Source organism: Actinotignum vesiculae (assembly GCF_051267215.1).
Taxonomy (GTDB): domain Bacteria; phylum Actinomycetota; class Actinomycetes; order Actinomycetales; family Actinomycetaceae; genus Actinotignum; species Actinotignum schaalii.
On the sequence record NZ_JBOZGG010000005.1, the window covers coordinates 31,887 to 56,675 of the forward strand.

The following is a 24,789-nucleotide window of genomic DNA, read 5'->3' on the forward strand; positions in this document are numbered from 1 at the left end:
GTCGGGGCCGGGCGGGGCGCGGGGCCACGGTGCTGCGCCTGGGCGCGGCGCCGGCCGGGGCGCCGCCCCGCACCCCAGCGCTGCCCGCGGCGCCGGAAAAGTTCGCGGGGCTTTTTATGTCGGCAAAGGGTGCGATAATGGACGGTATGACTACCAAGGGACAGCACGATCAGGATACTGCGCAGCAAAATTTGCGCGCCCGCGGAAATAACCGTTCTCAGCAGCCCAGTAACCTCGAGTTTCGGGAGTTCATGGGCTCGGATTGGGGGCCCCGGCCCGAACCGGCACCGCGCACGGAAGTGGCAGATTATTTGCCGGCCCGCCACACCGCCCTTTCCGCGCTTTTCCCGGGTGAACGGCTGGTTATCCCGGCTGGCGAAACAAAGGTGCGCGCTAATGACACCGATTACCGCTTCCGCGCCCACTCTGCTTTCTCACATATGACCGGCCTGGGCGGGGAACAAGAACCCGGCGCGGTTCTTGTTTTCAATCCGCGTGAAGAAGGCGGGCATGATGTCACCCTCTACTTCTACCCGCGCGCCTCGCGTTCCTCGGAAGAGTTTTATTCGGATCCGGCCCACGGGGAATTCTGGGTGGGGGCGCGTCCCTCCCTGGAAGAAGTCAGCCGCGCCACCGGTTTGGCCACCGATTCCCTGGATAATCTCCCCGATGCCCTCGCGAAGGATCTCGGGGAAGGCCAGGTGAGTATCCGGGTGCTCGCCGAAGCATCGGAACAGATCACCGCGCAGGTAAATGACTTGCGTGCCGCGGCCGGGCTCTCGCAGGATTCCGCCCAAGATGTGGAGCTGGCCCAGGCCCTCTCCGAACTTCGCCTCATTAAAGATGATTTTGAAGTGCGGGAAATGCGCAAGGCGGTGGAGGCCACCCACTCCGGTTTCGATGAGATTATTCGTAGCCTGCCGCGCGCGGTTGCCCACCATCGCGGGGAACGCGTGGTGGAAGGCGCGTTCTTCGCCCGCGCCCGCGAAGAAGGCAACGGCCTGGGATATGACACCATCGCCGCCTCCGGCAACCACGCCAATACTCTCCATTGGATGACGAATGATGGTGAGGTCCGCGAAGGTGACCTCATCCTCGTGGATGCCGGGGTTGAACTCGATTCGCTCTACACCGCGGATATCACCCGCACCCTCCCGGTCAACGGCACCTTCACGGAAGAACAGGCAGAGGTCTATAACGCCGTGCTGGAAGCTGCTGAGCGCGCCCTGGAGGTGGCCGGCACCCCCGGCGTGAAATTCAAGGATGTGCACGCCGCCGCCATGGAAGTTATTGCCGCGTACCTGGAAAAGTGGGGGATGCTCCCCGGCACTGCCGCGCAGTCCCTGGCCCCCGAAGGCCAGTACCACCGGCGCTGGATGCCGCACGGCACCTCCCATCACCTCGGCTTGGATGTGCATGATTGCGCAGCCGCCCGCCGGGATATGTACCTGGATGCGGAATTGAAACCGGGGATGGTCTTCACCATCGAACCGGGGCTCTACTTCCGCGAAGATGACCTCAAGGTTCCCGAACGTTTCCGCGGAATCGGGGTACGCATCGAGGACGATATCCTCATCACGGAAAACGGCGCTGAGCGCCTCTCGGAAGATATACCGCGGACCATCGCCGATATCGAAGAATGGTTCACGCGGGTGCAGCGCTAATGAAAACCTCGCAAAATTCTCGCGTTTTTATTGGGCGGCTGGCCGGTACCCCCGTCTACGATCCCATTGGCGACCAGGTGGGTACCGTCCATGATGTCGTCGTGGTGTTCCGCGTCAAAGGGGTACCGTCCGCGGTCGGGCTCACCATTGATGTGGTGGGCCGGCGGCGGGTCTTCCTGCCCATTACCCGCGTCACCTCCATCGCGAACGGCCAGGTCATCATTACGGGTGTGCTCAATATGCGGCGCTTCCAGCAGCGCAGTTCGGAAACACTCGTCATGGCCCAGCTCATTGACCGCGAAGTGGTGGTGCGAGAAACCGGTACCCGCATGAGCGTCGTAGACGCGGCCATTGAGCCGCTGCGCGGGCGCGAATGGGGCCTCACCCAGGTGTATGTGCGCGGAATCGGCACGAATTCGCGCCATTCGGAAATCCTCAAGGTGAGCGAAGTAGCCGGCCTGTCCACCGCGAGCCACACCCAGGGAGCCGCTTCAATCGTCTCCCAGCTGGTGGATCTCAAGCCGTGGGATATTGCGGAAATTTTGCGTGATCTACCCGAAGAACGGATGCAATCAGTCGCCCGGGAGCTCACGGACGAAAAGCTCGCGGACGTCCTGGAAGAACTCGGTGATGAGGACCGCGTCACGGTGCTGGCCGGCTTGGACGTGGAACGTGCCGGTGACGTTCTGGACGTGATGCAGCCCGACGACGCGGCCGACCTCATGGCCGATCTGCCTTCTGAAACAGCCGCGATCCTCCTCGACTCCATGAGTGAAGGCGAAGCGCAGGATGTGCGCCGCCTCCTCACCTATGACGAGCGCACCGCCGGTGGTCTCATGACCCCCAACCCGGTGATCCTCGGCCCGGATGATACGGTCGCCCAAGCTCTGGCCGCAGCCTCCCGCCCGGATATTCCGCCGGCGCTAGCCGCGGTAGCTTTTGTGTGCCGCCCACCTTTGGAAACTCCCACGGGGCGGTATCTGGGCGCAGTACATATCCAGCGGGCGCTGCGCGAACCCCCGACCACGATGCTCGGTTCCATTCTGGATCGCAATACCGAAGGTGTGGATCCGGAAGCCCCCATCGGTTCGGTCACCCGCGAATTAGCCACCTATAACCTCACCGCTGTCCCGGTAGTAGACCAGGGGCTCCTCCTCGGGGCGGTCTCCGTTGATGACGTTCTCGACCACCTCCTCCCCGAGGATTGGCGTGATATGGACGATTCCTGGGAGGGCACGGATTCCGAAAACGCCGCCGCATCCACGACGAACGAGGTGAACCGTGGCTAATGATTTCAATGAACCACTCGAACGCCGCAGCCGCTTGTTTCGGCGCCGGCGCCGCAAGGATCCGGAAGCTGCCGGGCGCGCCGCGGAAAGCATTGCCCGCTTCCAGGGCACCGCGAGTTTCCTGGTTTACCTGACTATTTTCGTGGTGGCGTGGCTGGCGTGGAACACCATGGCCCCCGAAAAATGGCAATTTGATTCTGCTGAATTCGGTTTCACCGCGCTCACGCTCATGCTTTCCTTGCAGGCCTCCTACGCTTCACCCCTCATCCTGCTGGCCCAGAACCGCCAGGATGCGCGTGACAAAGTGAGCGCTGAGCAGGACCGCCAGCGGGCGGATCGGAACCTGGCGGATACCGAATACCTCATGCGTGAAATTGCGGGTTTACGCGATGCGGTGGGCGATATGGCCACCCGTGATTTTGTGCGGTCGGAATTGCGCGATTTACTCCACGAACTGGATGACCGCAATATTGACCGCGCCGCCGAACGCGAAGAACGCATCCGCGAATTGCAAGAAGAACTCGATGCGGTCAAAGCCCAGCGCGAAGCCCGTGATACTCCCGTTGATCCGGGAGATGACCACGCCCGCGCCGCGCTTGACCGCCCTAGGGAGGAGCCCGGTGCCCACGAGTGATCCTGTTTCCAATTCGGTGCCGCGCTCACCCGCGGCCACTGCCCTCACCAAGGATCGGGTTCTGGAAGCCCTCTCCGGGGTTATCGACCCGGAGCTACGCCACCCGATTACCGAACTGGATATGATCCACGGGCTGCGGGTAAGCCCAGAAGGTAATGTCACCCTCACGGTGCTTCTCACCACCGTGCACTGCCCGCGCCAAGACGTCATCGAAAAAGAAGTCCGCGAAGCCATTTCCCCACTTGAGGGCGTAGGTACTATCACCATCACCATGGGTGCTATGACGCCTCTCCAGGTACAGCACCTCCAGCAGAAGCTGCGCGGGGGGCGCACCACCCGGGAGATCTCTTTCGCGCGCCCCGACTCCCCCACCCGCGTTATCGCGGTGGCCTCCGGAAAAGGTGGGGTCGGTAAATCCTCCGTCGCCGCGAATCTCGCGGTTGCCCTGGCCGCCACCGGCCAACGCGTAGGCCTCATCGACGCCGATATTTACGGTTTTTCCATCCCCGGGATGATGGGAGTGGATACCCCCGCCCAGCAGCTCAACGGCATGATCATCCCCCCGGTCGCCCACGGCGTGAAAGTCATGTCCATCGGCATGTTTGTGCCCGGGAATACCCCGGTGGTTTGGCGCGGCCCCATGCTCCACAAGGCCCTCGAACAATTCTTCGCGGACGTGTACTGGGGGGATCTCGATTTTGTTTTCCTCGATTTACCGCCGGGAACGGGCGACGTCGCTATTTCTTTGGCGCAGATGCTGCCCCGCGCGGATATCCTCGTTGTCACGACGCCGCAAACTGCCGCCGCGGACGTGGCTGAACGGGCCGGTGCAGTTTCCAAGCAAACTGAGCAGACCGTTATCGGCGTCGTCGAAAATATGTCCTACCTGGAACTACCGGACGGAACAAAAAATACTATTTTTGGTTCCGGTGGCGGGCAGCTCGTCGCCACGAATCTCAGCGCAACCCTCGGGTATCCGGTCGAGCTGCTCGCCCAGATTCCGCTGGAGCCGGCGCTGCGGGAAGGCTGCGACGCGGGAACGCCATTCGTCCTCGATATGGTGGACTCTCCCGCGCGAGATATTCTGCGCGGCCTAGCAGCGCGTATCCAAGAGCTACCGCGGCGCGGCTCGCCGGCTGACTAGTCCAGCGCAGGCATCCGGCTAACCCGCCGCGCACATCCTACGGATCAGTCTACCGCACGCCCTGCCGCTTAGCCCGGCGCGCGTATCCCGCGTCATGGCACAGCGCACTATGATAGAAACACTGCTGCGCACGATCCCTGTTTTGGAGGAGGCTTATGTCCGATCGGACCCTAGCGTGGACATACGCTGAAGACGCCGTTATCGAGGGGGATATTACCCGGGCGGCCCGCGCCACCGCCGCAGAATTTTCCATCCGCTGCGTGAGCCCGGCCTGCGGGAACTTCCTCACCGTGCTGGCGGCCTGCGCGAAGGTCACGAACGCGGTGGAAATCGGGACGGGCAGCGGAGTTTCCGGCCTCTACCTGCTGCGCGCCGGGGATATTCACCTCACCACGATTGACGTGGAGTCCGAAGCCCAGCACGTGGCCCGCTCGCTTTTCGCTCGGGCTGGGGCCAGGCCCGGGAAAGTGCGCATTATTAACGGGCGCAGTGCAGATATTTTGCCGCGGCTGGCGGCCCGCTCCTACGATATGGTTCTTGTCGACGGCGATCCCCTCGAGGCTGCCGGCGACTGTGAAGAAGCCTTGCGGATTTTGCGACCCGGCGGTCTGCTGGTGGTGGCTGGCGCCCTCCAGGGCGGCAAAGTGGCTGATCCGGCGCGCCGCGAAGAACCCGTCGTCGCGATACGGCACCTCATTAAGGCGCTCATGCGCGCCGAAGAACTCGATAGCAGCCTGGTGCCCCTCGGCGATGGCGTGCTGGTCTGCCGCCTGCGTTAACCGAACCGCCCTCCGGATCTAACCGGGCTGCCCTTCAGATCCAACCGCGCCATGCTTGAGCACGCCGGTTTCCGAACACATACTATCCGCTGGTTCCTGAACACATAGTTTCCGCCGGTTTCCGAGCACTCCGCGCGCTCCGGACGCATAGCATCCGGGGGCCGCGCCCGCTGGCTGGCCCCCGGATAGGTAGTAGGTACAGATAGGTTGGTGGTGGTTACTTCTCCACGCTTGCGAGAGCTTCTTTGAGGCTGACGCATTCTTCGTCGTTGAGTTCCAGGACGAGGCGTCCGCCGCCATCCACCGGAATACGAACCACGATTCCGCGCGCTTCACGTTCGACTTCCAGCGGCCCATCACCTGTGCGTGGCTTCATAGCTGCCATAGTGGTTTCCTTCCTGTTCGCCGCAACTATGCGACTAACGTCACCCCTAATTCTACTAGAAGTCTGCCACCTGTTCGCGGCGAGCTTGTCGCGTGGCTTGTTCCGCCGTGAGGGAGCGCTGACCTGCGATAAGAGCGTCCACAGCTTCGCGAGCGGTATCCACCACGGTGAAAATATTCGGATCTGCGGGCGAAATCATACCTTCGCTGACGAGGCGCCCGCGGATCCACTCCACGAGGCCGCCCCAGAAATCGCTGCCCACCAGCACCACCGGGAATCCGGCGACTTTACCGGTTTGTACCAGGGTGAGGGCTTCGAAGAGTTCGTCGAGGGTGCCGAACCCGCCCGGGAGCACCACGAAGCCTTGGGAATACTTGAGGAACATTGTTTTACGCACGAAGAAGTAGCGGAATTCAATGCCGAGGTTCACGTATTCGTTGAGGCCCTGTTCGTGCGGGAGTTCGATCCCGAGGCCGATGGAGAGGCCGTCATTAGCCGCTGCACCTTTATTGGCGGCTTCCATAATCCCCGGCCCGCCCCCGGTAATAATGCCGAAGCCTTGCTGGCTGAGGATATCGGCGGTTTCTTCGGCCACCCGGTAGTAGCGGGACTCACGCCCGGTACGCGCCGACCCAAAAATCGAGACGCAGGGCGGCACGTGGGCGAGCGCCCCGAACCCTTCCACGAATTCGGATTGGATGCGCAGCACTCGCCACGGGTCGCTGAGGGTCCAGTCCCCGTTGCTGCGGTTGGAGAGCAGCTTGGTATCCGCGGTGACGGGCGGAATCTGGGTGCCGCGCCGGGTTTGCGCCCCGCGCCGATAGTCGCGTGTGTTCATGGTTTCTATTGTCCTTCGCTGCCTGCGCGCCTTCCACCCCGCTACGCGGAGCGGAAAACTATCTCAGGTCCGCTAGCCCGGCCGCGTCCAGACCGTCGACGGCCTTTTTGACGTCCTGTGCTTTCTCCCGCGTGGTCACCAGGAGTGCGTTTTCGGTATCAATAACGACGGCGCCCGGCACCCCCACCACAACAATGGGCTTCGCCAAGCTGTACACCAATGAATCCGGCGCATCAATGGTAAGCACCGGGGCTCCCGTGCTTCCCGGAACCCGCTGGGCGGTGAGCTCGCCGGCGGGGATGCCTTCGGCGAGGGAATCGTAATCCCCCACATCGGACCAGCCCATATCAGCGGGAACCACGGCCACCCGCCCGGCCGCCGCGGCCGGTTCGGCTACCGCCCGGTCAATGACTTCCTTCGGGATGGAGGCCCATAGTTCTTCTACCTGCGCGGATTGCTGGACCGAGTCCAGATCCCACAGCTGGGCTAGCTGGCGCAGCGGGGCCGCGATATCGGGGCGGTATTCGGTGAGCATATCCATAAGGGTGGCCGCGCGGGCCACGAAAATCCCAGCGTTCCAGTAGTAGCCACCCTGCGCGAGGTAGCTTGCCGCGGTATCCGCATCCGGTTTTTCCACGAATTTTTCTACCGCTAAGGCGGTGGTATCGCCCTCGAGCGGATCACCGGCGAGCGGCCCACTGGCGAGCGCCCCACCAGCGAGCGACCCGCCGGCGCGGATGTAGCCGAATCCGGTAGCCGGCCCGGTCGGGGTAATCCCGAGGGTAACCAAGTAGCCGTGCTCTGCCGCGCGCAGCGCGGTGCGCACGGCAGCGGTGAAGGCCGCAGTATTAGAAATACGGTGATCGGCCGCGAAGGATCCGACCAGGGCATCCGGGTCGGAGCGGTGAGCGAGCGCGGCGGCGATGCCGATGGCGGCCATGGTGCCGCGCGGGCTCGATTCAACCACGTAGTGGAGGGGCGTGTGGATATCGGCGAGTTGCTCGCGGACGGCCGCGGCGTGGGCGCTGCCCGTCACGGTGTAGATACTGGATGCGAGCGGGGCGAGCCGGGTCACCGTATCGTGAATCATGGTGTGCCCGGATCCGAAATCGACCAGGAATTTCGGGTGGCTGGCCCGCGAGAGTGGCCACAGCCGTGAGCCGGCTCCTCCGGCGGGGATAATCGCATGGAATGTCACGCCTAGCTGTCCTTTCGCTGCGAGCGGGCGAGTTCGCGTTGCCCGTTCACGTAGTGCGCGCGAGCTTCCTCAGCTTTGAGCTGCGCCTCACGCGCCTTTGATTCTAGCTTTTCGGCCCGGCGGCGAGCCAGGTTCCCGGCCAAACCGCCCCAGTCGGGAAGTTCTTCTTCCTCATCTTCGGTGGCGTTATCCGGTTCGGGCAGCAGGGATCCGGTAATGGGATCATGCGGCCACGTGAGTGTTTCCGGAACGGAAAGAGTGACGTAATTGGGAGTGGTAGTAGCCCGCAGTTCTTCCGGGTCCTGCGCCACGTAGGCCCGCGGCGGGTTCGCCATATAGGCGGAGACCATGAGCACAATACGGGAGGCGAGGTTGAGCCAGAGCAGCAGCGTGGCGATAGCGGCGAAAGGCGCGAGGAGCGGGTTCCCGGACACACTGGATACCGCGGACGTACCGATTACCCGAATGAGGGAAAGGAGGAGCGCGCCGAGGGCCGCCCCCGTGATGAAATCGCGGCGGGGTACCCGTATCCCGGAGGTGAAGCGAATAATGAACATGATGACGAGGGCATCAACGGTGGCCGCGAGCAGGAAGACCGCAATTTTGGTTCCGAATTGCACGAGGGCTCCATCTAACCCCAGGTGGGTGAGGAGCAGGGTTCCTACCGAGCCGACGAGGGAGCCGATGATCGCGGAGGTGAGGATCCCCAGGGCGAGCACCACGAAGCCCGCCAGCCGGAAGAGGATACTCACCACGCCGTTTTCGGTTCGCTGATTCACCCCGAACATGGCTCCGATGGCAGTGGAGAGCCCGGCCATAATGGACATGGCCGTCCACAACAGCACGGCTCCCGCGATGATGGTTGCCACCACCGAGGTTCCCGAGAGGATGAGATCATCAGGGTTGATGAGCCCTTCCCCGGAGGAATCCTGGAGGATGCCAGGCAGGGCAGCATTGACGGCATCCACCACGGTTTCCCGCAGCTGCGCGTTCCTGCCGAGGGTGGCCATAAACACGGTCCAGGAAATGGTGAGGGCCGCGGTGATGGCGAAAAGCGCCGAGTAGGCGATTCCACCGGCGAGCAGGCCCCCGCGGGCTTTACCGTAGCGGCCGATCCCCCGCATGATGCGCGTGCCTTGCACCCATTCAACGAGGGCTTTTCCTTTATGTACGACGCCGCCCATGCCGCTTTCCGCCACCCGGCCCCCGCTAGGTACACCGCGCCGGGCGGCTTGCCGCCCGCGCCGATCCACCCCGAGAGCCCGGGAAGTCCTATCCATTACTGTGTTCTGCTGTGTCACATAGCCATGGTACGTGAGGCCTACGACAAAAACAGAAGTTTTTGATTCCTCAACGAGCTTAGCCTTCGAGTTGGTAGTCCACCGTGAGCGGGGCGTGGTCGGACCAGCGTTCCGCATAGGAGGCTGCCCTCCCGATGGTGAAGCTTTGTGCGGTGGCGGCAAGCGCGGGGCTGGCCATATGGTAATCGATACGCCAGCCCACGTTGTTATCGAAAGCTTTGCCGCGCTGGCTCCACCAAGTGTAGGGGCCTTTACCTTCGTGCCCCTTGTGTTCCAGCAGGGCGCGTTGCACATCCACCCAGGGTCCGCCGAACCATCGATCCAGGTAGGCGATTTCATCGTCGAGTACCCCGGAGGTGCGGTTGTGGTTGGATTTCCAGTTCTCAATATCGGCTTCGGTGTGGACGATATTGAAATCCCCGGCGACCAGGGTGCGTGCGGCCGGATCGAATGGCGCTAAGCGGGCGCTTACCCGTTCCAGGTGGGCGTATTTTGCCGCCATCTTTTCTGGGTTATCCGCAACTCCCGAATGCAGGTAGGCGCTCACCACCCGTAGCTGGTAATCCGGGAGTTCCACTTCAAGCCAGCGCCCGCTATCCACCGGTGCTTCTTCAGTGACGGGCTTTCCATCCGCGCCCACACCCAGGTGATCCCTGACTTCACCCACATCGATGCCTTCCCGAACCGCGACCGCTACTCCGGCCCGGCCTTTGATATCGGAAACGGCCGTGTAGATGCGGTATCCGGTGCCCGCGAAAATGTCTGCGGTAATATCCGCGGGGGCACGCACTTCTTGAAGCAGGATGAGATCCGCGGCGGTGGCTTCCACCCAGGCTGCGATTCCTTTGCGCGCGGCCGCGCGAATTCCATTGACGTTGACGGTGCTTATCCGCATCTTATTCCCCTTCATGCCCTGCCCCGAACTGTTCCGGGAGGATTTGTGCTGCTGCGTGCTCTCCTGCTGGGCCCTGCTGGTCGGTTGCGCGCTGCGCCGGCGCGTCCGGACAGGCTGCGCCGTGCTGCGCTGCCGCGGCCTGCGCGCCCGCGCAGCGTTCGGCCATATTGACGACGTTGCTGAGCAGCATGACGCGGGTCATCGGGCCCACCCCGCCGGGATTGGGTGATACCCAGGCTGCGTGATCGCGCACGGCCGGGGCCACATCCCCGAGGGTGCGCCATTTTCCTTCCGCGGTGCGCTCCCGGGTGACTCCCACGTCAATAGCGACGGCGCCGGGGGCCACCCATTCCGGGCGAACGAAACCAGCCTGGCCCACCGCGGCGATAATGACATCAGCGCGCTGGCATAGTTCGGGAATATTCGGGGTACCGGTATGGCAGAGCGTGACGGTGGCATTGATATTTTTCCGGGTGAGGAGAAGGCCGATGCTTCTTCCCACCGTGATTCCGCGCCCGAGAACCACTACGTGTTTGCCGGCAAGGCTGAGCCCGTGGCGTTCGATCAGCTCCACGATGCCGGCCGGGGTGCAGGGCAGCGGGGAGGTGAGCTGGCCGCTCACGCCGGCCACCAAGCGCCCGAGGTTGATCGGGTGGAGCCCGTCGGCATCTTTATCCGGGTCAATGGCTTCGATGAGGCGGGCTTCGGGTAGCCCGGCTGGGAGCGGGAGCTGGAGGATGTACCCGGTGCAGGCCGGGTTGGTATTGAGATCGCGCAGCGCAACGGCCACTTCTGCCGCGGTGGCGCTTGCCGGCAGTTCCACTTGCAGGGAGGCGATACCCACTTCCGCGCAATCGCGGTGTTTACCGCGCACATACGCCGCGGAGGCCGGGTCATCACCCACCAGCACGGTGCCGAGCCCGGGAATGTAGCCGCGAGCGCGCAGGGCTTCCACCCGCACCCGCAGTTCATCTTTGATAGCGGAGGCAACCGCGCGCCCATCCAAAAGTTGCGCTGCCATTACTCGCCTTCCCCGATCTGTGCACAGGTGCTTCCAGGGGTGGCGCTAGCTGCGTGCCCACCGCAGCAGCCGTTTCCGGATGCGCCCGATGCGCCCGATGCGCCCGGAGCCCCAGAACCGCCCCCAACTTGATCGAGGCCGGCGTAGAGCGGGAAACGGTCCGCGAGCGCGCGCACCCGGGCACGCAGCTCCTCCACCGGTGCGGCGTGCCCGCCGATGAGGGCGCGGGCAATAATATCGGCAACTTCCGTGAATTCTTCCGGGCCGAAGCCGCGGGTGGCCAGCGCCGGGGTGCCGATGCGCAGCCCGGAGGTGACGAAGGGCGGGCGCGGGTCATAGGGAACCCCGTTGCGATTGACGGTAATACCGATGCTGCCCAGCAGGTCCTCCCCTTCCCGGCCGTTGATCGCGGCATTGCGCAGATCCACGAGGACCAGGTGCACATCCGTGCCCCCGGAAATAATCGAGATGCCGGCCTGAGCCACATCGGGTTCCGTGAGCCGCGCGGCCAGGATCTGGGCGCCTTCCAAGGTGCGGCGCTGGCGCTCACGGAATTCTTCTGTGGCTGCGTAGCCGAGGGCCACCGCTTTCGCGGCAACCACGTGCATGAGCGGGCCGCCCTGGTTACCCGGGAACACCGCGGAATTGAGCTTTTTCCCGTATTCTTCCCCGCGGGCGGAGAGGATCATTCCCGAGCGGGGCCCGCCCAGGGTTTTGTGAATGGTGGTGGTGACCACATCCGAATACGGGAGGGGATTGGGATGCAGCCCGGCGGCCACCAGGCCGGCGAAATGGGCCATATCCGTCCAGAGCACCGCGCCGACTTCATCAGCGATGGAGCGGAAAGCCGCGAAGTCTAGGTGGCGCGGGTAGGCGGACCACCCGGCGATAATCATGGCGGGGCGTTCGCGCAGCGCGGTTTCACGCACCTCATCCATATCGAGAAGATAAGTTTCCGGATTGACGTGGTAGGCGGCCACCTCATAGTTACGCCCGGAGAAATTGAGTTTCATGCCGTGGGTGAGATGCCCGCCCTGATCAAGGGCCATGCCCAGTACTTTGCCCCCGGGTTTCACCATCGCGTGATAGACAGCAGCATTCGCCGAGGCCCCCGAATGGGGTTGTACGTTCGCGTAATCAGCCCCGAAGAGGCTTTTTGCCCGCTCAATGGCGAGGGTTTCGGCCTTATCCACCCATTCGCAGCCCCCGTAGTAGCGCCGCCCGGGATAGCCTTCCGCGTACTTATTGGTGAGAACAGAGCCCTGAGCTTGCAGAACCGCGCGGGATACGAAATTCTCCGACGCGATCATTTCCAGGCCTTCTTGCTGGCGGCGCAATTCTCCGGTGAGAATTGCGGCAACTTCCGGGTCCGCCACGGCCAAAGGTTCATCCAGTGGTGTACTCATGTCTCTCCTCCACACCTTCCACGCCTTCGCTGTTAGGTCGACAGTCTACCGCGGGGGTGCGACACAAAAATTGCAGCGAAGCTTTCCGGACCACGCGGGCCGTTGCGGCGTCGTCGTGCTGCACAAGGAGGGGAACGACGACGCACGGCCCGCGAACAGCGAGCACCCGCGCAAAAGGGCCGCGCCGCGCAACAACGCCGCGCCGCGCAACAACGCAGCGCTTAGGAAATCTTGGGGGCGCTCAGATCGGCGTGCGCCAAATCCGCGGCGGGGCTCTTCGTGACGAGTTTGTGGCCCCACCACAGGCCGAAGAAAAGCGGCAATCCGATATAGGAGGAGAGCAGGTCGAGCGCGCCGCCGCCGGAGGTAATAATGAGGTAGCTCTGGCCCACGATCACCACCGCGCACATCACCAGCGCCACGATGGGGCCGGCCGGGTAGAACCGCGCTTTGAAGGGGAGTTCGTCGAGGCTGCGGCCCTGGGCGATGAAAGCGCGGCGGAAATTGTAATGGCTCCACGCGATCCCCATCCACGTGATAAAACCGGCCAGACCGGAGGCATTGACGAGCCAGGCATAAGCTTTGCCGTCGCCCATAAAGGAGGAGATGAAGCAGGCGGTGGCCACCAGAATCGTGATGATCATGGCGTTGAGCGGGACGCCGCGGCGGGTCAGGCGCGCCAGGAACTTCGGGGCGCTGCCCTGTTCGGCCAGTGCGAAAAGCATGCGGGTGGATACGTAGAGTCCGGAGTTCCCGGCGGAAAGCACCGCGGTAAGAATAACGGCGTTCATAACCGCGGCCGCGAAGGCCACCCCGGCCCGCTCGAATACCAGGGTGAAGGGCGAGACGGCGATATCGGAGATGTCGGTGCGCAGCAGATTCGGGTCGCTATAGGCCACCAGAGTGCCCACCACCACGATCGCGCCGATGTAGAAGATGAGGATGCGCCAGAAAATTGTGCGGGTGGCGCGCGGGACGGTGGTTGCGGGGTCGCGGGCCTCCCCCGCGGCGATGCCCACCATTTCGGTGCCCTGGAAGGAGAAACCGGCCACCATGAAGACCGCGAGGATTCCCGCCCCGCCGTTCACGAAGGGCGCCTCGCCTTCCGTCCAGTGCGCGAGTCCCGGGCTGGCCCCGAACACGCCGGCGATCATGAGCAGGCCCACCGCAATAAAGGCAAGGACCGTCACCACTTTAATGAGGGCGAACCAGAATTCGCCTTCCCCGTAGGTGCGGACCGAGAGCGCGTTGAGCAAAATGAGGAGGGCCAAAAAGACCGCGGACCACACCCAGCCGGGGGTGTCCGGGTACCAGTACTTCATGACGAGCGCCGCGGCGGACAGCTCGGCGGCCACGGTGATTGCCCAGTTGTACCAGTAGTTCCAACCGGTGGCGAAACCGAAGGACGGGGAAACGAAACGCCGCCCGTATTCTTCGAAGGAGCCGGCGACCGGCAGGTAGGCCGCCATTTCGCCCAGAGATTGCATGAGGAGGTAGACCATCATGCCGATGAGCCCGTAGGCCACCAGGGCTCCGCCCGGGCCGGCCTGGCTGATTGTTTCACCCGAGGCCACGAAGAGCCCGGTGCCAATCGCCCCGCCCACCGCGATCATGGTGAGGTGGCGGGCGTGCAGGCCGCGTTGCAGCTGCGGCTCGGCGGATTGCTCAGGTTGTCCAGCTTGCTCTGGTGCCACGTTTTCTCAGCTCCTTCATCGCGGCGCCCCTGTGGGCGGGCCCGCTCCCCGCGGTGGCCGCGCCACCGCCTCAGTGCTTCGTTCGTACCGGCACACGGTAGTGTACGCTGCCACCGCGGCGCTATTGCTTCTCACACAGCGAGCCGCGGGTCTATTTCCGGCCGGTTTGGGGTGTAGTGGCGGCTTCTTCGGGGTGTAACGCGGTTTAGGGTCGGGTGTAGCTGCGGTTTTAGTGCGCGCGTGCGGCCCGCCGCGCCTCACTATTGTTCTGATATTCGATAAGAACGACGGCGCTGGCCACATTGCCATCATGACTCATCGACACATGAAGATTCACGCTCCCGAGGGTTTTATGGACCGCCCCGGCTATCGGTGCCCCGAGGATAATCGCGGGGCGCCCCCAGCGGTCATTGGTGATCTCAATAGCATCCCAATGCCCCTCGGGCAGCACCGGTTGGGAGCCGTACAGGGCCGCCGACCACGCCTTAATAAAAGCTTCTTTGGCCGCCCAGCGCGCTGCCAGATGCGGGGCGAGCTCCGTGGCCGGGATAACGGTGTCAAATCCGGCTTCTTCCGCGGCCGGGGTGGCGAAGGCCCCGGCGGCCTCGGTGCGGGTATGGCGCTGGGCCCGGCGGATCGCGTAGCGCATTTCCCGCGCGGTAAAAACATTGCGGAAGCGGGAGCCGGGTAAATCCAGCTGCTGGGCGAAGGCATCAATGGCCACAGTATCGGTTCCGATTCCCGCTATCACGGCGTGCTCCTTCCCGGTGACGTATCCGTTTGGCCAGCTCAGAGCCAAAGTGGCGCCGTCGTTCCTATGACTTTCGCTCCCGTGTGGCTTTTCCCTTTTATGGTAGACGAGGCCGCCGCTCCCTGTCTGCTCTTCCCGAATTTTGCTTTTCCTCTACCATTCGCCGCTGAGCTGGAGAAAAATAGTCCCTATGGCATCGATAGAGACAACCGGTATCGAAATAGTCGACGATAGTGAGCGCACCGCGAAACCCCGGCATCTGTTCCTGCCGTGGTTCGCCTCGAATATCTCCGTTTTCGGGATGAGTTACGGGGCGTGGGTGCTTGGATTTGGTATTTCTTTCCCGCAGGCGCTGGTCATCACGGTGATCGCCGTGATTCTGTCCTTCGCTATTTGCGGGGTCATCGCGCTGGGCGGCAAACGCGGCTCGGTGCCCACGATGGTCATGTCGCGCGCGGCTTTCGGGGTCAGCGGCGCGAAAGTTCCGGGCATTATTTCCTGGCTGACCTCCATTGGTTGGGAGACTTCGCTGGCCATTACCGCAGTTCTAGCCACTAATACGGTGCTGGCGCGGCTGGGCTGGGCCGGGGAAGATTCCACCACGGTCAAAGTGGTGGCGGCGGCCATTGTTGCCACCCTCATCGTGCTGGGCGCGGTGGCCGGGTACCACATTATTATGAAAATGCAGGCGGTTCTCACCTGGATCACCGGCATCACCACCATTATCTATATCATTTTAGTTTTCCCGCATCTCGACGCCGCCGCGCTTTTCTCTCACTCTTCCGGCTCTGTTGCGGCCATGCTCGGCGCTTTCGTCATGGTGCTCACCGGTATGGGCCTGGGCTGGGTGAATATCGCGGCGGATTGGTCGCGCTACCAGAGCCGGCAGGCGCGCGGCAGCCATATTATTTTCTGGAATACCCTGGGTGGTTCCCTCGGCCCGGTGGTTCTCATTAGCTTCGGGCTGATGCTGGCCGGTTCGGACGACGCGCTCTCCGAAGCCATTGGCTCCGACCCGGTCGGGGCGCTGGCCACCATCCTCCCCACCTGGTTCCTCCTTCCCTTCCTCCTCACCGCGATTCTTTCGCTACTCTCCGGCGCGATTAACGGTATTTATTCTTCGGGGCTCACCCTCCTGACCCTGGGGATTCGGATTCCGCGCCCCCTCGCCTCCCTCATCGACGGCGTCATTCTCACCGTGGGAACCGTGTACGTCACGTTCTTCTCGCCCACATTTATCGGCCCCTTCCAGTCCTTCCTGGTCACTCTGGGGGTACCGCTTGCCGCGTGGACCGGCATCATGATGGCGGATATTACGTTGCGTAAGCGTGATTACGACGACGCCGCACTCTTCTCTCCCACCGGCCGCTACGGCAAGTACAACATGACCTCGCTGGCCATCCTGGCGGTGTGCTGCGTGATCGGCTGGGGTTTGGTGGTCAACGGCTTCTCCGATGCCCCCTTCAATGATTGGCAGGGCTACCTCCTCCCCCTCATCGGCGGGGTGGACGGACCGCTCGGCTCGGGCAATATCGGGGTGATCCTGGCTCTCATCATTGGTTTCGTGGCCTACTACGGGCTGTGCGGGGCGCGGGTGCGCCGCCAGGAAGCGGATATGCACTAGCGCGTGCCGGCGAGAAGGGTATGTTTTTCCGGGATGTACTGCGGATGTCGTACATGCGAAGTACATCTCGGAAAACAGATTACCCTTCCCCAGGGGGCATCCTGCTGGGCTGCTTAAAGAGCCAGATCGCTCATGAGCTCCTCGATGAGTTCTTCTTCGTATCGGCTTTCGCCTTCCGGCATGCGCCAGGTGGTGGTATTGGGAAGTTCAAGCATTTTTCGCACGAAGCCCCAGCCGGCGGCATCGCCGTCCGCCCGGACATGCAGCCTGGCGCATGCGGATACCTGGGTGAGGAGCTGGACCGCGGCCTGGCTAAGATTGCCGTAGGTGCAGATGAGGGGCCGGGTGGCCGGCCCGAAGCGATCCGCGGCGGTTTCGATGATCGAAGGATTCTCGCATACGTACACATCGGAAATATCCGAGCGCAGGCGCAGCCCGGAGCCCTGCTCGGAACCCTCGCTAAGCCCGGAACCCTGGCCCAGCCCTGATCCCGCGCCAAGACCCGAGTCCGAACTCAGTGCTGATCCCACACCAAGCCCGGAGCCCAGGCTGCGCAGGGTCAGCCATATGGGCTCACCCGCCACGGCAGCTAGGCGCGCCGCGGGAGTCTCCCCCACCAGGGGAAGATTAAGAACCAGCACTTGGGAAGAGACCCCGTCGCAGGTGATCCCCACTCCGGCCCAGGCCTGATGCCAAGCGGCGGCGTCGGCCAGCGGATCGAGGTAGGGTTCCGCGCCGAGCGCGGCGGCGGTGCGCGCTACGGCCTGCCCGAGCGGCCGGGAGCGGTCCAGGGCGTGGGCGTCGGAAAACAGCCCGGCAGCCAGCACGGACAGCAACTGGCCTTCGAACCGCGGCAGTTCGTGGATAACCGCGGCGATTTCCTCGGCGCGCTCTCGCCAGGACGGGGCGCGGCCCAGAATAGAGAGAATCACGCTCTCCTGCGCTATCCCGAGCCCCTGCAAAATCCGGGTACCGGCCGCGCGATCCAGCGCCACGCGCTCGCGGGCGGCCTCTTTTTCCGCGGTGATATCACGCAGCGGGCCACCCAGGTAGACCAGCAGCTCCTCAAGATCCGCCCCGTTATCACGCAGGCTCGCCCGCAGCTGCCGCGCCTGAAGTGGCTTATGCCCGCGAGCCCACCCGGCCGGGATGAGCCGCTCCACCTGGATACGTTCCGCATCCGTGAGGCCCTTGCCCAGTTGCGAACGTTCCGCCAACTTGCCTTTCTCGATTTTTTCCCGCGCCTGGCCGAGTAACTTGCGCGGCCCGGGCAGATTCGCCCACTCCAGGATATGAGCGGGAATCACAGCAGCATCCCCTCAGCTTCCGGTTCCCCCACGGGAGATGGGCCGGCGTCGTCGACCCAAGAACACGGCAATTCAATGGACTCCAAAGTATTGCCCGCCCACAATTCGAGGGTGACGTCCGCGCCTTCGAGGGGCGCGGGCGCCCGGACCACCTGGTAGATGGCGGCGGCCGGGACTTCCTTAATATTGACGAGGCGGCCGGGGCCAACGAGCAGCACGTCCAGGTCGAAGTCGCGGAGCATACTCATCATGACGCCCTTATTGGTGTCGTCCAGGCCGTCGAAAGCCTCATCGAACCAGATCGGGCGCGGAGAATTTTCCGTTTTTAGGTAGAGCGCGGCCAGGGTGCTGATAAGCGGCGCCATGAGCATCACGGCGCGGGCCCCGCCGGAAAGCTCCGAGTACGAACGCGTGGTCAGCGGCCCCCAATTGCCCTTATCGAAGCGGCGTTCCAGGTTAATCTCATACCAGGTGCGGTAGTCGAGGCGCCGCGCCAATTCATCGGTCCAGTCGTTGAGGGCCTGGTCCTGGGCGCTACGTTTGGCCTCGTCAATCTTGTTTTTGAGGGCGGCACGCACCTGATCCTGGACCTCTTTTTTGAAGAGCGTGGAGCCGGTGACCGCGTTGAGCAGGTCAGCATTCGCGCCGGGCTGGAGTTTCACGCGCAGGGTGGTTTTATCGGTGCCGGTGGGGTGCTTGGCGAGCACCGTGTTAATACCCGCCACGATCTCCTCCGCCTCGCCAATCTGCTCACGCAAGTACTCCAGGAAGGTCGAACCGAGAAGCTCATCGAGGGTTTCGCGTTCGCGCATACCGTAGGTGGTGGCGATATCGTCCACGGCTTTGCCCAGGCGCACGATCGACTCGTCGATGCTCACGCTCTGGCCGTTGGAATCGATGCGGATATCGATCTCGAGGAGCGGGCGGTCCACCCGAGCCGTCACGGTCCTGCCGCCGTCTTCAAGTTTGGCCCGCAAATCCCGGATAGCATCCTCGGCTTTGCGCCGCAGCTTATCGCGGGTGGCGTAGTTATCGGCGCGCTGATCGGGGCCTTCTTTCCAGCCCCGCACCGTGACTTCGCGGCGAACCGTTGCCACCTGCTCGCGCACATTCGTAATAGCCGAAGACTCGCTTTCGGGTAGCTCCAGCTGGATTCTGCGCGCCAGACCGGCATCGATAAGCTCGCGGAAGGCAGCGTAGCAGGTATCGCGGTTCGCGAGGGCGCGCTCGCGTTCCTCGGTCACGCGCTCCAATTCATTACTGGCGCGCTCCAGGTTGACGAGGGCCTCAGAATGCTGTTTCTGGGCCTGCTCGCGTTCGGCTTCCAGCCGGGTGATCCGGGCCGCGCATTCCTCAACCTGCTCCAGAATGGCCACGTCACTCTGATTCGCGGTTTCTTCCAGCACCCGCAATTTTTCGCTGTGGGAAGCCAGGGATCGCGCGGTTTCCGCCAGGCGCTGGCGGGCCTGCTCGAGGTTCGCGCGGGCCTCCTCCAGGCGCCGCTGTGCTTTTTCCAGCTCGCCGCGCGCGGATTCTTCGGCAAGGAGTACTTGGCGCCACGCATCCAGGTGGCGCAGCCCCCGCTGCAAGTGCTCCCGCAAATTATCCAGGCCGTCCCGGTCTTTGGGCAGGGCATGCTCCGCAGCGTATTGCGCGAGCTCGGCCTGGTGGTTATCGCAGCGGGTGCGGGCTTCTTCCGCTTCCTTCTGTTTCGCCGCGGCCTCGGATGTATCGGCCCGGGCGCGCTCATCGTCCTTATTCCAGGCGGTTAGCAAGTTTCGCAGCCTCATATCACTGGGGGCTTGCGCGTACTGGGTATCAAGCTCAGCGCCGCGCCGCTCCAGTTCTTCAACCTGGCTGGTATGCGATGCGATATCTGCCAGTAGCTGGTCTTTTTGGGTGGCCAATTCGGCCAGCCGGCGCCGGCGCTGCGCGGCCCGGGCTTCTTCGCCCAACCATTCGGCTACCTCGCGGACCGGCAGCGCGGTACCGGCCAGGCCGGCGGCCTGCCAGCGCCCGTCCACGCTAATGGCCAGGCCCTGCGCGGGCATCGCCGCGCCCGCCGGCACCAAAGCCACCCCCGCCAGCAGATTATCCGCCTGCCGGCCCAGGGCGCCCGCAGATTCGCCAGTTTCCAGGGCATCGGCCAGCGTTGGGCCACCGGTGCTGGCCGGGAGGGGCGCGAGGAACGTGTCGGCGTCGTCGTATATACCGTTTTCCGCAACCCAGGCGTCGAGGAGACCGGCGGCGGCAAGTGCCGCTTCAATATGGGCGAGGTCGGCGGGCGCGATGCCCGCGCGCGGGTTGAGGAGCTGCCACAGGGCGGCGCCGGGCGCGCCGTGGCGCGAACGCCGGCGCCACAGCTGCGGGGCGAGCGGGGCCTGGACGCCGGTGGATTCCAGCGCGGCCACCTCGGTATCGATCTGCGTGACCTGATCGCGTAGCCGGCGAATCTCCCCGAGTTCACGCTCGGTGCGGGCCTGAATCTCATTTTTACGGGGCTGGTACCAGTCGCGACGGATCGCTTCCGTGAGAGTGCCGGCCGGGCAGGGGTAGCTGGTGGGGAGCTGGCTCAGCCACGCCTCGCTGAGCTTCGCGCCGGCCTGCTTCGCCTCGGAGTTCTGCGCCTCGGCGCCATCCGCATCAACGCTACTCGCCCACTCGGTCACGCTGCTGGAGAGTCGTTCGTATTCTTCTTCGACCCGATTCCAGGATTCTTCGGCGCTGCGCTTGCTTTTCTCCGCGCGGGCCAGGGCATCGCCCGCGGTATTTTCCAGCAGCACCGCCTGCTGCGTGGCCTGCTCAACAACCTTGAGCAAGGTGCGTGCCTGCCGCAGCTCCCCTTCGCGTTCGTCGTGCCATTGGCGCAGCCACGCGATATCGACGGACGTTTCGCCGGTATAGCCCGCCGCACGGAAGGTGCTCACGGCGGTGTCTTTCGCATCCACTACGCGGCGTTGGGCCTGATCCAGGTTCGCGGTGCGCTCGCTCACCTCGCCAGAATCGTGTTCTTCACGCTGGCGGCAGCGCTCCACATCCGCGTTATCGCGCTCGTGCTGGGCAGTGTCAACCCGCACCAGTTCCCGCAGGGAACGCACCTGCGCCGCGCGGCTTTCCGCATCGCGGTAGGCGGCCGAATTGCGCAGGGCCTCATGCTGAGTTCTGGCCTGATCCAGCTGGGCACGCACCTCCTCCAGCGCGCTATCCAGGGTCTCTTTACGTTCCCGGTTCTCCGCTAATTTCGCGCGGGAATCGTTTTCGTTCCGGGTGACCTTATCGAGTTCGGAACGCGATTGCGCGGCTTCGTCCGCCGCGATGCGCAGCACCGCTTTAGTCCACGGCCACCAGTGAGTCTTAATGAAATCCTTAACGTCGCCGAGGGCCTTTTTGGTGGTATCGAGGTCTTTACGGATGCCATCGAGGGCATCCCAACCCTGCGCCAGTTTGGTTATCTCGGTGGTTTCCAGGGCCGGCAGCGCCTCGCGCAGCTTATCGGTCACGAATTTAGATTCCAGCTGCGCCCCGAGTTTCGGGGTGCGGGTGACCTTGAGGATGCGCCCGATTGCTTCCAGTTTCTCCCAATCGCAGCTGAAGAGTTTGCGCGCCACGGTTTTCCGGTAGGAGGTCGCATTATCGTGGACCTGCCATCCAGGGGCGGTTATTTCTTTCGCGGCGTTCACGGTTCGCCCGGAAAAGATCGCGAGGTCCCCGCGCACCCGGCTGTCCTCGCAGGTACACCACTTGGCTTGGAACCGGGTATTGCCCTCCCGCCAATAGGTGTAGAGCAGGGTGGTGAAGAAATGGGGCTGCCCGTCAATAACCCGGCCGTATTCCACCCAGAGCCAGCCGTGGTAGAAGGAGAGGTCGCTGGTGCGCCGGTCGGAGCCTTCGTGGGTGGGCCGCACGTAGTAGCCGAATTGTTTCCCGGACCGCCCCAAGGTGTCGATTTTATCCGGGGAGGTATCGCCGAGCAGCGGAATGAGCGTGGTGAGGGCCATGAGGGTGGATTTCCCGGTTTCATTGGCTCCGAAAAGCTGGGCCCAGCCGTCCGCGAACCAGTATTCCACGGCTTCGAATTCCCACAGGTTGACCACTCCGGCGCGCAGCACCTGCCAGCGGTCCAGGCGGGGCATGGGGAAGCCGCCGTTTTGCCAGGCTTCGCGCCAGGCTTTCAGTTCATTCGCCTCCATGGCTCCTTGCTCCTCCTAAAACAAACTTTCGTCGACGACGGCGTCTTCTTCCAAATCAGCTCCCCGGTAGCGCGCCGCGAGCGGGCTCAAGCTCCAGCCTTCGGGCCCCGCTTCCAGCAGGCCGGTCTCGCGCAGCCGTTCTTCGGCTTTCTCCGCCAGGACCCGCGGTGATTCTTGGAGCTCTTTGGTGAGCTTCGCCCCGAAGGCGGCGTGAATATCCGCGGCCACCCGCTCAATATCGGCACGCGATACCCGCCGCCAACTACCTTCCGCGCCGGGCGCCAGGCGGTCAATAAAAGCCAGGCAGGCCCAATCGAGCGCGGTGCTGCTCGGGAACAGCACATGGACGGCGCCCGGGAAGTTGCGATCTTGCGGAAGGGAGAGAAGGGCGACGTCGCTCCGTATTTCCACGATACCGCCGGTCATTTCTTCTACGAGCGCCATGATTCGGCCACGTTGGGGGCCGTACAGGTAGGCGCGTTCTTCTTCGGTGAGCTGTTCGGGGTAGAGAGCTTGCTGTTCGATGAGGGCACGCATAATCACTTTGCGCCGGGTATCTGTTTCTTCTACCGGGGATAATCCCAGATCCACATCGTCGACGTTAATAAGCATCATGAGGCAATCGCGGTGGATGCGGTAGCCGGCCCCGAAACCGGAGCCTTCCCGGGCCCAGGTATCGAGCCGGATTTCATCGGTGAGCCGGCTGAGTACCCCTTGGTCGCACAGCCATTGCACCGCGGCGATGAATCTTCTTCGATGCGCGAAAGTATCGGGATCGTAGGGCCAGCCGTTGCGACTCGCGGAAGAATTGCGGACCTGGTCGGAGAGCTCTTGCAGGGTGATGGAATCCCCCTGCTGGTCTTCCAGACTGGCCGCCGCGTAGAGGCGCAGCAGCAGCTGGCCGCGATCCGGATGTGCGCCCACCGGCACGGAGTTTTTCCCGTCCAGCGGAGTGCGGCGCAGCCGGTAGCATTCGCCCACGTGGCCGATCCGGTAGCCGAGCCGCTCGCACCACATCTCCAAGTCTTTAATATGGCGACGCACCAATTCGGTCAGCTCTGGATTGGTCCACGGTGCCACCACGGGAGAACACAGCAGCCCGATGAAGGCCAGCTGTTTTTCGGCTCGATCCGAGCTAAACATCGTGACGCTCATCGAGTGAACTCCACAATTCCATTGGCGAGCACCAAACGCCCGGCTTCCGTTTCGATGACGGCCGAGCCTTCCGTCCGGGTGAAACGCAGGCGCCATTTACCATCTTTGGTACGGGATTCGCGCACGCGGGTGTCCTTTTTATGCCGGCGCGCCCCGGAAATCAAGTCAAGAAGCAGATCGGCCTGGGTGCGGTTCAAGGTGCCCCATTCACTCAATTCGCTCCCGGATTTCTTCGCCAGGGCTTCCGCGGCGTCGGCAATATCGAGGTTGCGCTGGGCAGCCAAGAGTTTTGCCTTGCGGATATTATCTTGGCGGTTGATCATTTGCGCCGGCCGGCCCCGTACCGCGCGCGGCCCGCGCACCCGCAGCTTGCGACTAATGGGAACCGGCGGTGTTTCCCAAGCGGATTGTTGATGCCCGGCAGAGATATCCGGGACGGTATCGGTAACGTGCCTGGTGGAGTACAAACCCGTCGTCGCACACCATATATCCCAGACCGTTTCCTCATCGGGAGCCTGTTCGAGGCGCTCGGCAAGGCGCAGGAGATCGGCTTTTCTGGATATTGTTCCGCTCACGGCCAGGAGGGCGCGGTGGCCCTGGATGGTTGGGGCGACGGCGTCTCGAATTTGGCGGCGCAGCCGTTTGGCTTGGGAAGCCGACCCCGTAAACCAGTTATCAAGAACATCCAGCACGCGCCACAGCTGCCGGGCGGTGGCGAGCAGAGTTTCTTCCGCAGCTTTCGAGCCGTGGCGCGGAATCGCCATGGCTTTCCACACGGACATATCGGTGGCCTGGAGCTGGGCAACGAGCCGGGAGATGCTTTCACTGCACGCATCTACCCCGGAGCCCCACACTTCCGAATAGGCCAGGATCGTTTCGAGGGTCGTCACGATTTTGTCACGGGTGGGTTCCCCACCGAGCGCGGAGGCGAGCCGCGATTGCCATTGGGAAGCGGTCTCCCGCATATCGGAAAGCGTGCTTTCCACCTGCGCGAATGACTGGCTGGCTTCCGGATATTCCGCGTGCTGGACCTGCTCGAGGGTTTCTTCCAAGAGCTTGGCGAGGATAGCCGGGGCCAGCAGCGATGCCGTGGACTGGGTACCCAGGTCGTTTTCTATCGCGAGCGCGGCTTCGTGGAATTTCGAGCCGGCTTCGGTGAGTTGGTAGCGGTACCTATTGCGAAGGAAATCTTCTTCGGTTTCGGCGTCATCCTGCCAGGCGGTGCAGGTGCCCCACTCGACCAGGCTCGCCATGCGCGCATCAAAATTGAATTCTTCGAGGAAGCGCTCGGCTCCCTCTGTTGGAAGGTAGCCGCGCACTAACTCGAATAAATCGTGATGGCTTACCCCGGTGAGGGTGAATTCACGTTGTTCGTACAGTACCTTGACGATCAGCCGGTACTGCCGCGCCAGCTCGCTGGTGAGGAAGCTGGCGGCTTTGAGCGCGGCAGGCAGATCGAGGCCCGCCCACGCGGGAATATCCCCGGTGGGCGTGTCCGGCTGAGTCATCCCAGC

General features: G+C 63.4%; 19 protein-coding genes. 6 read left to right on the forward strand and 13 right to left on the reverse strand.

The window, feature by feature from the left end; all coding sequences use genetic code 11:
- The first annotated feature begins 137 nt into the window (after window positions 1-137).
- The 5 genes from ACRQHG_RS03920 (at window position 138) to ACRQHG_RS03940 (ending at window position 5,510) form a co-directional block, all read left to right on the forward strand.
- Window positions 138-1,664 carry an aminopeptidase P family protein gene (locus ACRQHG_RS03920; RefSeq protein ID WP_435713250.1) on the forward strand — a complete coding sequence of 509 codons (1,527 nt, stop codon included), beginning with the start codon at window positions 138-140 and terminating at the stop codon, window positions 1,662-1,664.
- Window positions 1,664-2,953 (forward strand): magnesium transporter MgtE N-terminal domain-containing protein, encoded by a 1,290-nt coding sequence (locus tag ACRQHG_RS03925; protein ID WP_435713228.1) that lies wholly within the window; start codon window positions 1,664-1,666, stop codon window positions 2,951-2,953. Before ACRQHG_RS03920 ends, ACRQHG_RS03925 begins: the two co-directional genes overlap by 1 nt.
- Window positions 2,946-3,587 carry a DUF1003 domain-containing protein gene (locus ACRQHG_RS03930; protein WP_026429524.1) on the forward strand — a complete coding sequence of 214 codons (642 nt, stop codon included), beginning with the start codon at window positions 2,946-2,948 and terminating at the stop codon, window positions 3,585-3,587. Before ACRQHG_RS03925 ends, ACRQHG_RS03930 begins: the two co-directional genes overlap by 8 nt.
- A complete protein-coding gene (locus ACRQHG_RS03935) occupies window positions 3,574-4,731 on the forward strand; it encodes an Mrp/NBP35 family ATP-binding protein (protein ID WP_435713229.1) in 1,158 nt (385 codons plus the stop codon). The genes ACRQHG_RS03930 and ACRQHG_RS03935 overlap by 14 nt, the downstream gene beginning before the upstream one ends.
- 155 nt (window positions 4,732-4,886) lie before the next feature.
- The gene (locus tag ACRQHG_RS03940) at window positions 4,887-5,510 is read left to right on the forward strand and encodes an O-methyltransferase (protein WP_284889137.1); all 624 of its coding nucleotides are present in this window, start codon (window positions 4,887-4,889) and stop codon (window positions 5,508-5,510) included.
- Window positions 5,511-5,727: 217 nt separating this feature from the next.
- Here ACRQHG_RS03940 and ACRQHG_RS03945 read toward each other — a convergent pair whose 3' ends face one another.
- From ACRQHG_RS03945 to ACRQHG_RS03985, 9 genes are all read right to left on the reverse strand, one after another.
- On the reverse strand, window positions 5,728-5,895 hold the full coding sequence (locus ACRQHG_RS03945) for a DUF3117 domain-containing protein (RefSeq protein ID WP_016442993.1): 168 nt from the start codon (window positions 5,893-5,895) through the stop codon (window positions 5,728-5,730).
- A 55-nt stretch (window positions 5,896-5,950) separates the two neighbouring features.
- A complete protein-coding gene (locus ACRQHG_RS03950) occupies window positions 5,951-6,733 on the reverse strand; it encodes an LOG family protein (protein WP_026429527.1) in 783 nt (260 codons plus the stop codon).
- Window positions 6,734-6,791: 58 nt separating this feature from the next.
- Window positions 6,792-7,931 carry a mannose-1-phosphate guanylyltransferase gene (locus ACRQHG_RS03955; RefSeq protein ID WP_435713230.1) on the reverse strand — a complete coding sequence of 380 codons (1,140 nt, stop codon included), beginning with the start codon at window positions 7,929-7,931 and terminating at the stop codon, window positions 6,792-6,794.
- A 2-nt stretch (window positions 7,932-7,933) separates the two neighbouring features.
- Window positions 7,934-9,232 carry a YihY/virulence factor BrkB family protein gene (locus tag ACRQHG_RS03960; protein WP_435713231.1) on the reverse strand — a complete coding sequence of 433 codons (1,299 nt, stop codon included), beginning with the start codon at window positions 9,230-9,232 and terminating at the stop codon, window positions 7,934-7,936.
- A gap of 58 nt (window positions 9,233-9,290) precedes the next feature.
- Window positions 9,291-10,127: an exodeoxyribonuclease III gene (locus ACRQHG_RS03965; RefSeq protein ID WP_435719595.1), complete on the reverse strand. Its 837-nt coding sequence runs from the start codon at window positions 10,125-10,127 to the stop codon at window positions 9,291-9,293.
- Between the two features lies 1 nt (window position 10,128).
- The gene (locus ACRQHG_RS03970) at window positions 10,129-11,148 is read right to left on the reverse strand and encodes a bifunctional methylenetetrahydrofolate dehydrogenase/methenyltetrahydrofolate cyclohydrolase (protein WP_435713233.1); all 1,020 of its coding nucleotides are present in this window, start codon (window positions 11,146-11,148) and stop codon (window positions 10,129-10,131) included.
- Complete coding sequence (gene glyA, locus ACRQHG_RS03975) at window positions 11,148-12,554, reverse strand: serine hydroxymethyltransferase (RefSeq protein WP_435713234.1); 1,407 nt, start codon at window positions 12,552-12,554, stop codon at window positions 11,148-11,150. Before glyA ends, ACRQHG_RS03970 begins: the two co-directional genes overlap by 1 nt.
- A 221-nt stretch (window positions 12,555-12,775) precedes the next feature.
- Window positions 12,776-14,248, reverse strand: coding sequence for an amino acid permease (locus tag ACRQHG_RS03980; protein ID WP_435719596.1), 1,473 nt, complete (start codon window positions 14,246-14,248; stop codon window positions 12,776-12,778).
- 229 nt (window positions 14,249-14,477) lie between these two features.
- Window positions 14,478-14,999, reverse strand: a complete 522-nt coding sequence (locus ACRQHG_RS03985; RefSeq protein ID WP_435713236.1) for a holo-ACP synthase — start codon at window positions 14,997-14,999, stop codon at window positions 14,478-14,480.
- 190 nt (window positions 15,000-15,189) lie between these two features.
- Between ACRQHG_RS03985 and ACRQHG_RS03990 the strand changes: the two genes are divergently transcribed.
- Window positions 15,190-16,623, forward strand: coding sequence for a purine-cytosine permease family protein (locus ACRQHG_RS03990; protein ID WP_435713237.1), 1,434 nt, complete (start codon window positions 15,190-15,192; stop codon window positions 16,621-16,623).
- Window positions 16,624-16,736: 113 nt separating this feature from the next.
- Here the strand turns inward: ACRQHG_RS03990 and ACRQHG_RS03995 are convergent, their stop codons facing one another.
- Genes ACRQHG_RS03995 through ACRQHG_RS04010 form a run of 4 tightly spaced genes read right to left on the reverse strand, consistent with a single transcriptional unit; the run spans window position 16,737 to window position 24,783 of the window.
- Window positions 16,737-17,930 carry a TIGR02679 domain-containing protein gene (locus ACRQHG_RS03995; RefSeq protein WP_435713238.1) on the reverse strand — a complete coding sequence of 398 codons (1,194 nt, stop codon included), beginning with the start codon at window positions 17,928-17,930 and terminating at the stop codon, window positions 16,737-16,739.
- A complete protein-coding gene (locus tag ACRQHG_RS04000; RefSeq protein WP_435719597.1) occupies window positions 17,927-22,120 on the reverse strand; it encodes a TIGR02680 family protein in 4,194 nt (1,397 codons plus the stop codon). The genes ACRQHG_RS03995 and ACRQHG_RS04000 overlap by 4 nt, the downstream gene beginning before the upstream one ends.
- Window positions 22,121-22,135: 15 nt before the next feature.
- A complete protein-coding gene (locus ACRQHG_RS04005; RefSeq protein WP_435713240.1) occupies window positions 22,136-23,275 on the reverse strand; it encodes a DUF2398 family protein in 1,140 nt (379 codons plus the stop codon).
- Complete coding sequence (locus tag ACRQHG_RS04010; RefSeq protein ID WP_435717801.1) at window positions 23,272-24,783, reverse strand: DUF2397 domain-containing protein; 1,512 nt, start codon at window positions 24,781-24,783, stop codon at window positions 23,272-23,274. The genes ACRQHG_RS04005 and ACRQHG_RS04010 overlap by 4 nt, the downstream gene beginning before the upstream one ends.
- Between the last annotated feature and the right edge of the window lie 6 nt (window positions 24,784-24,789).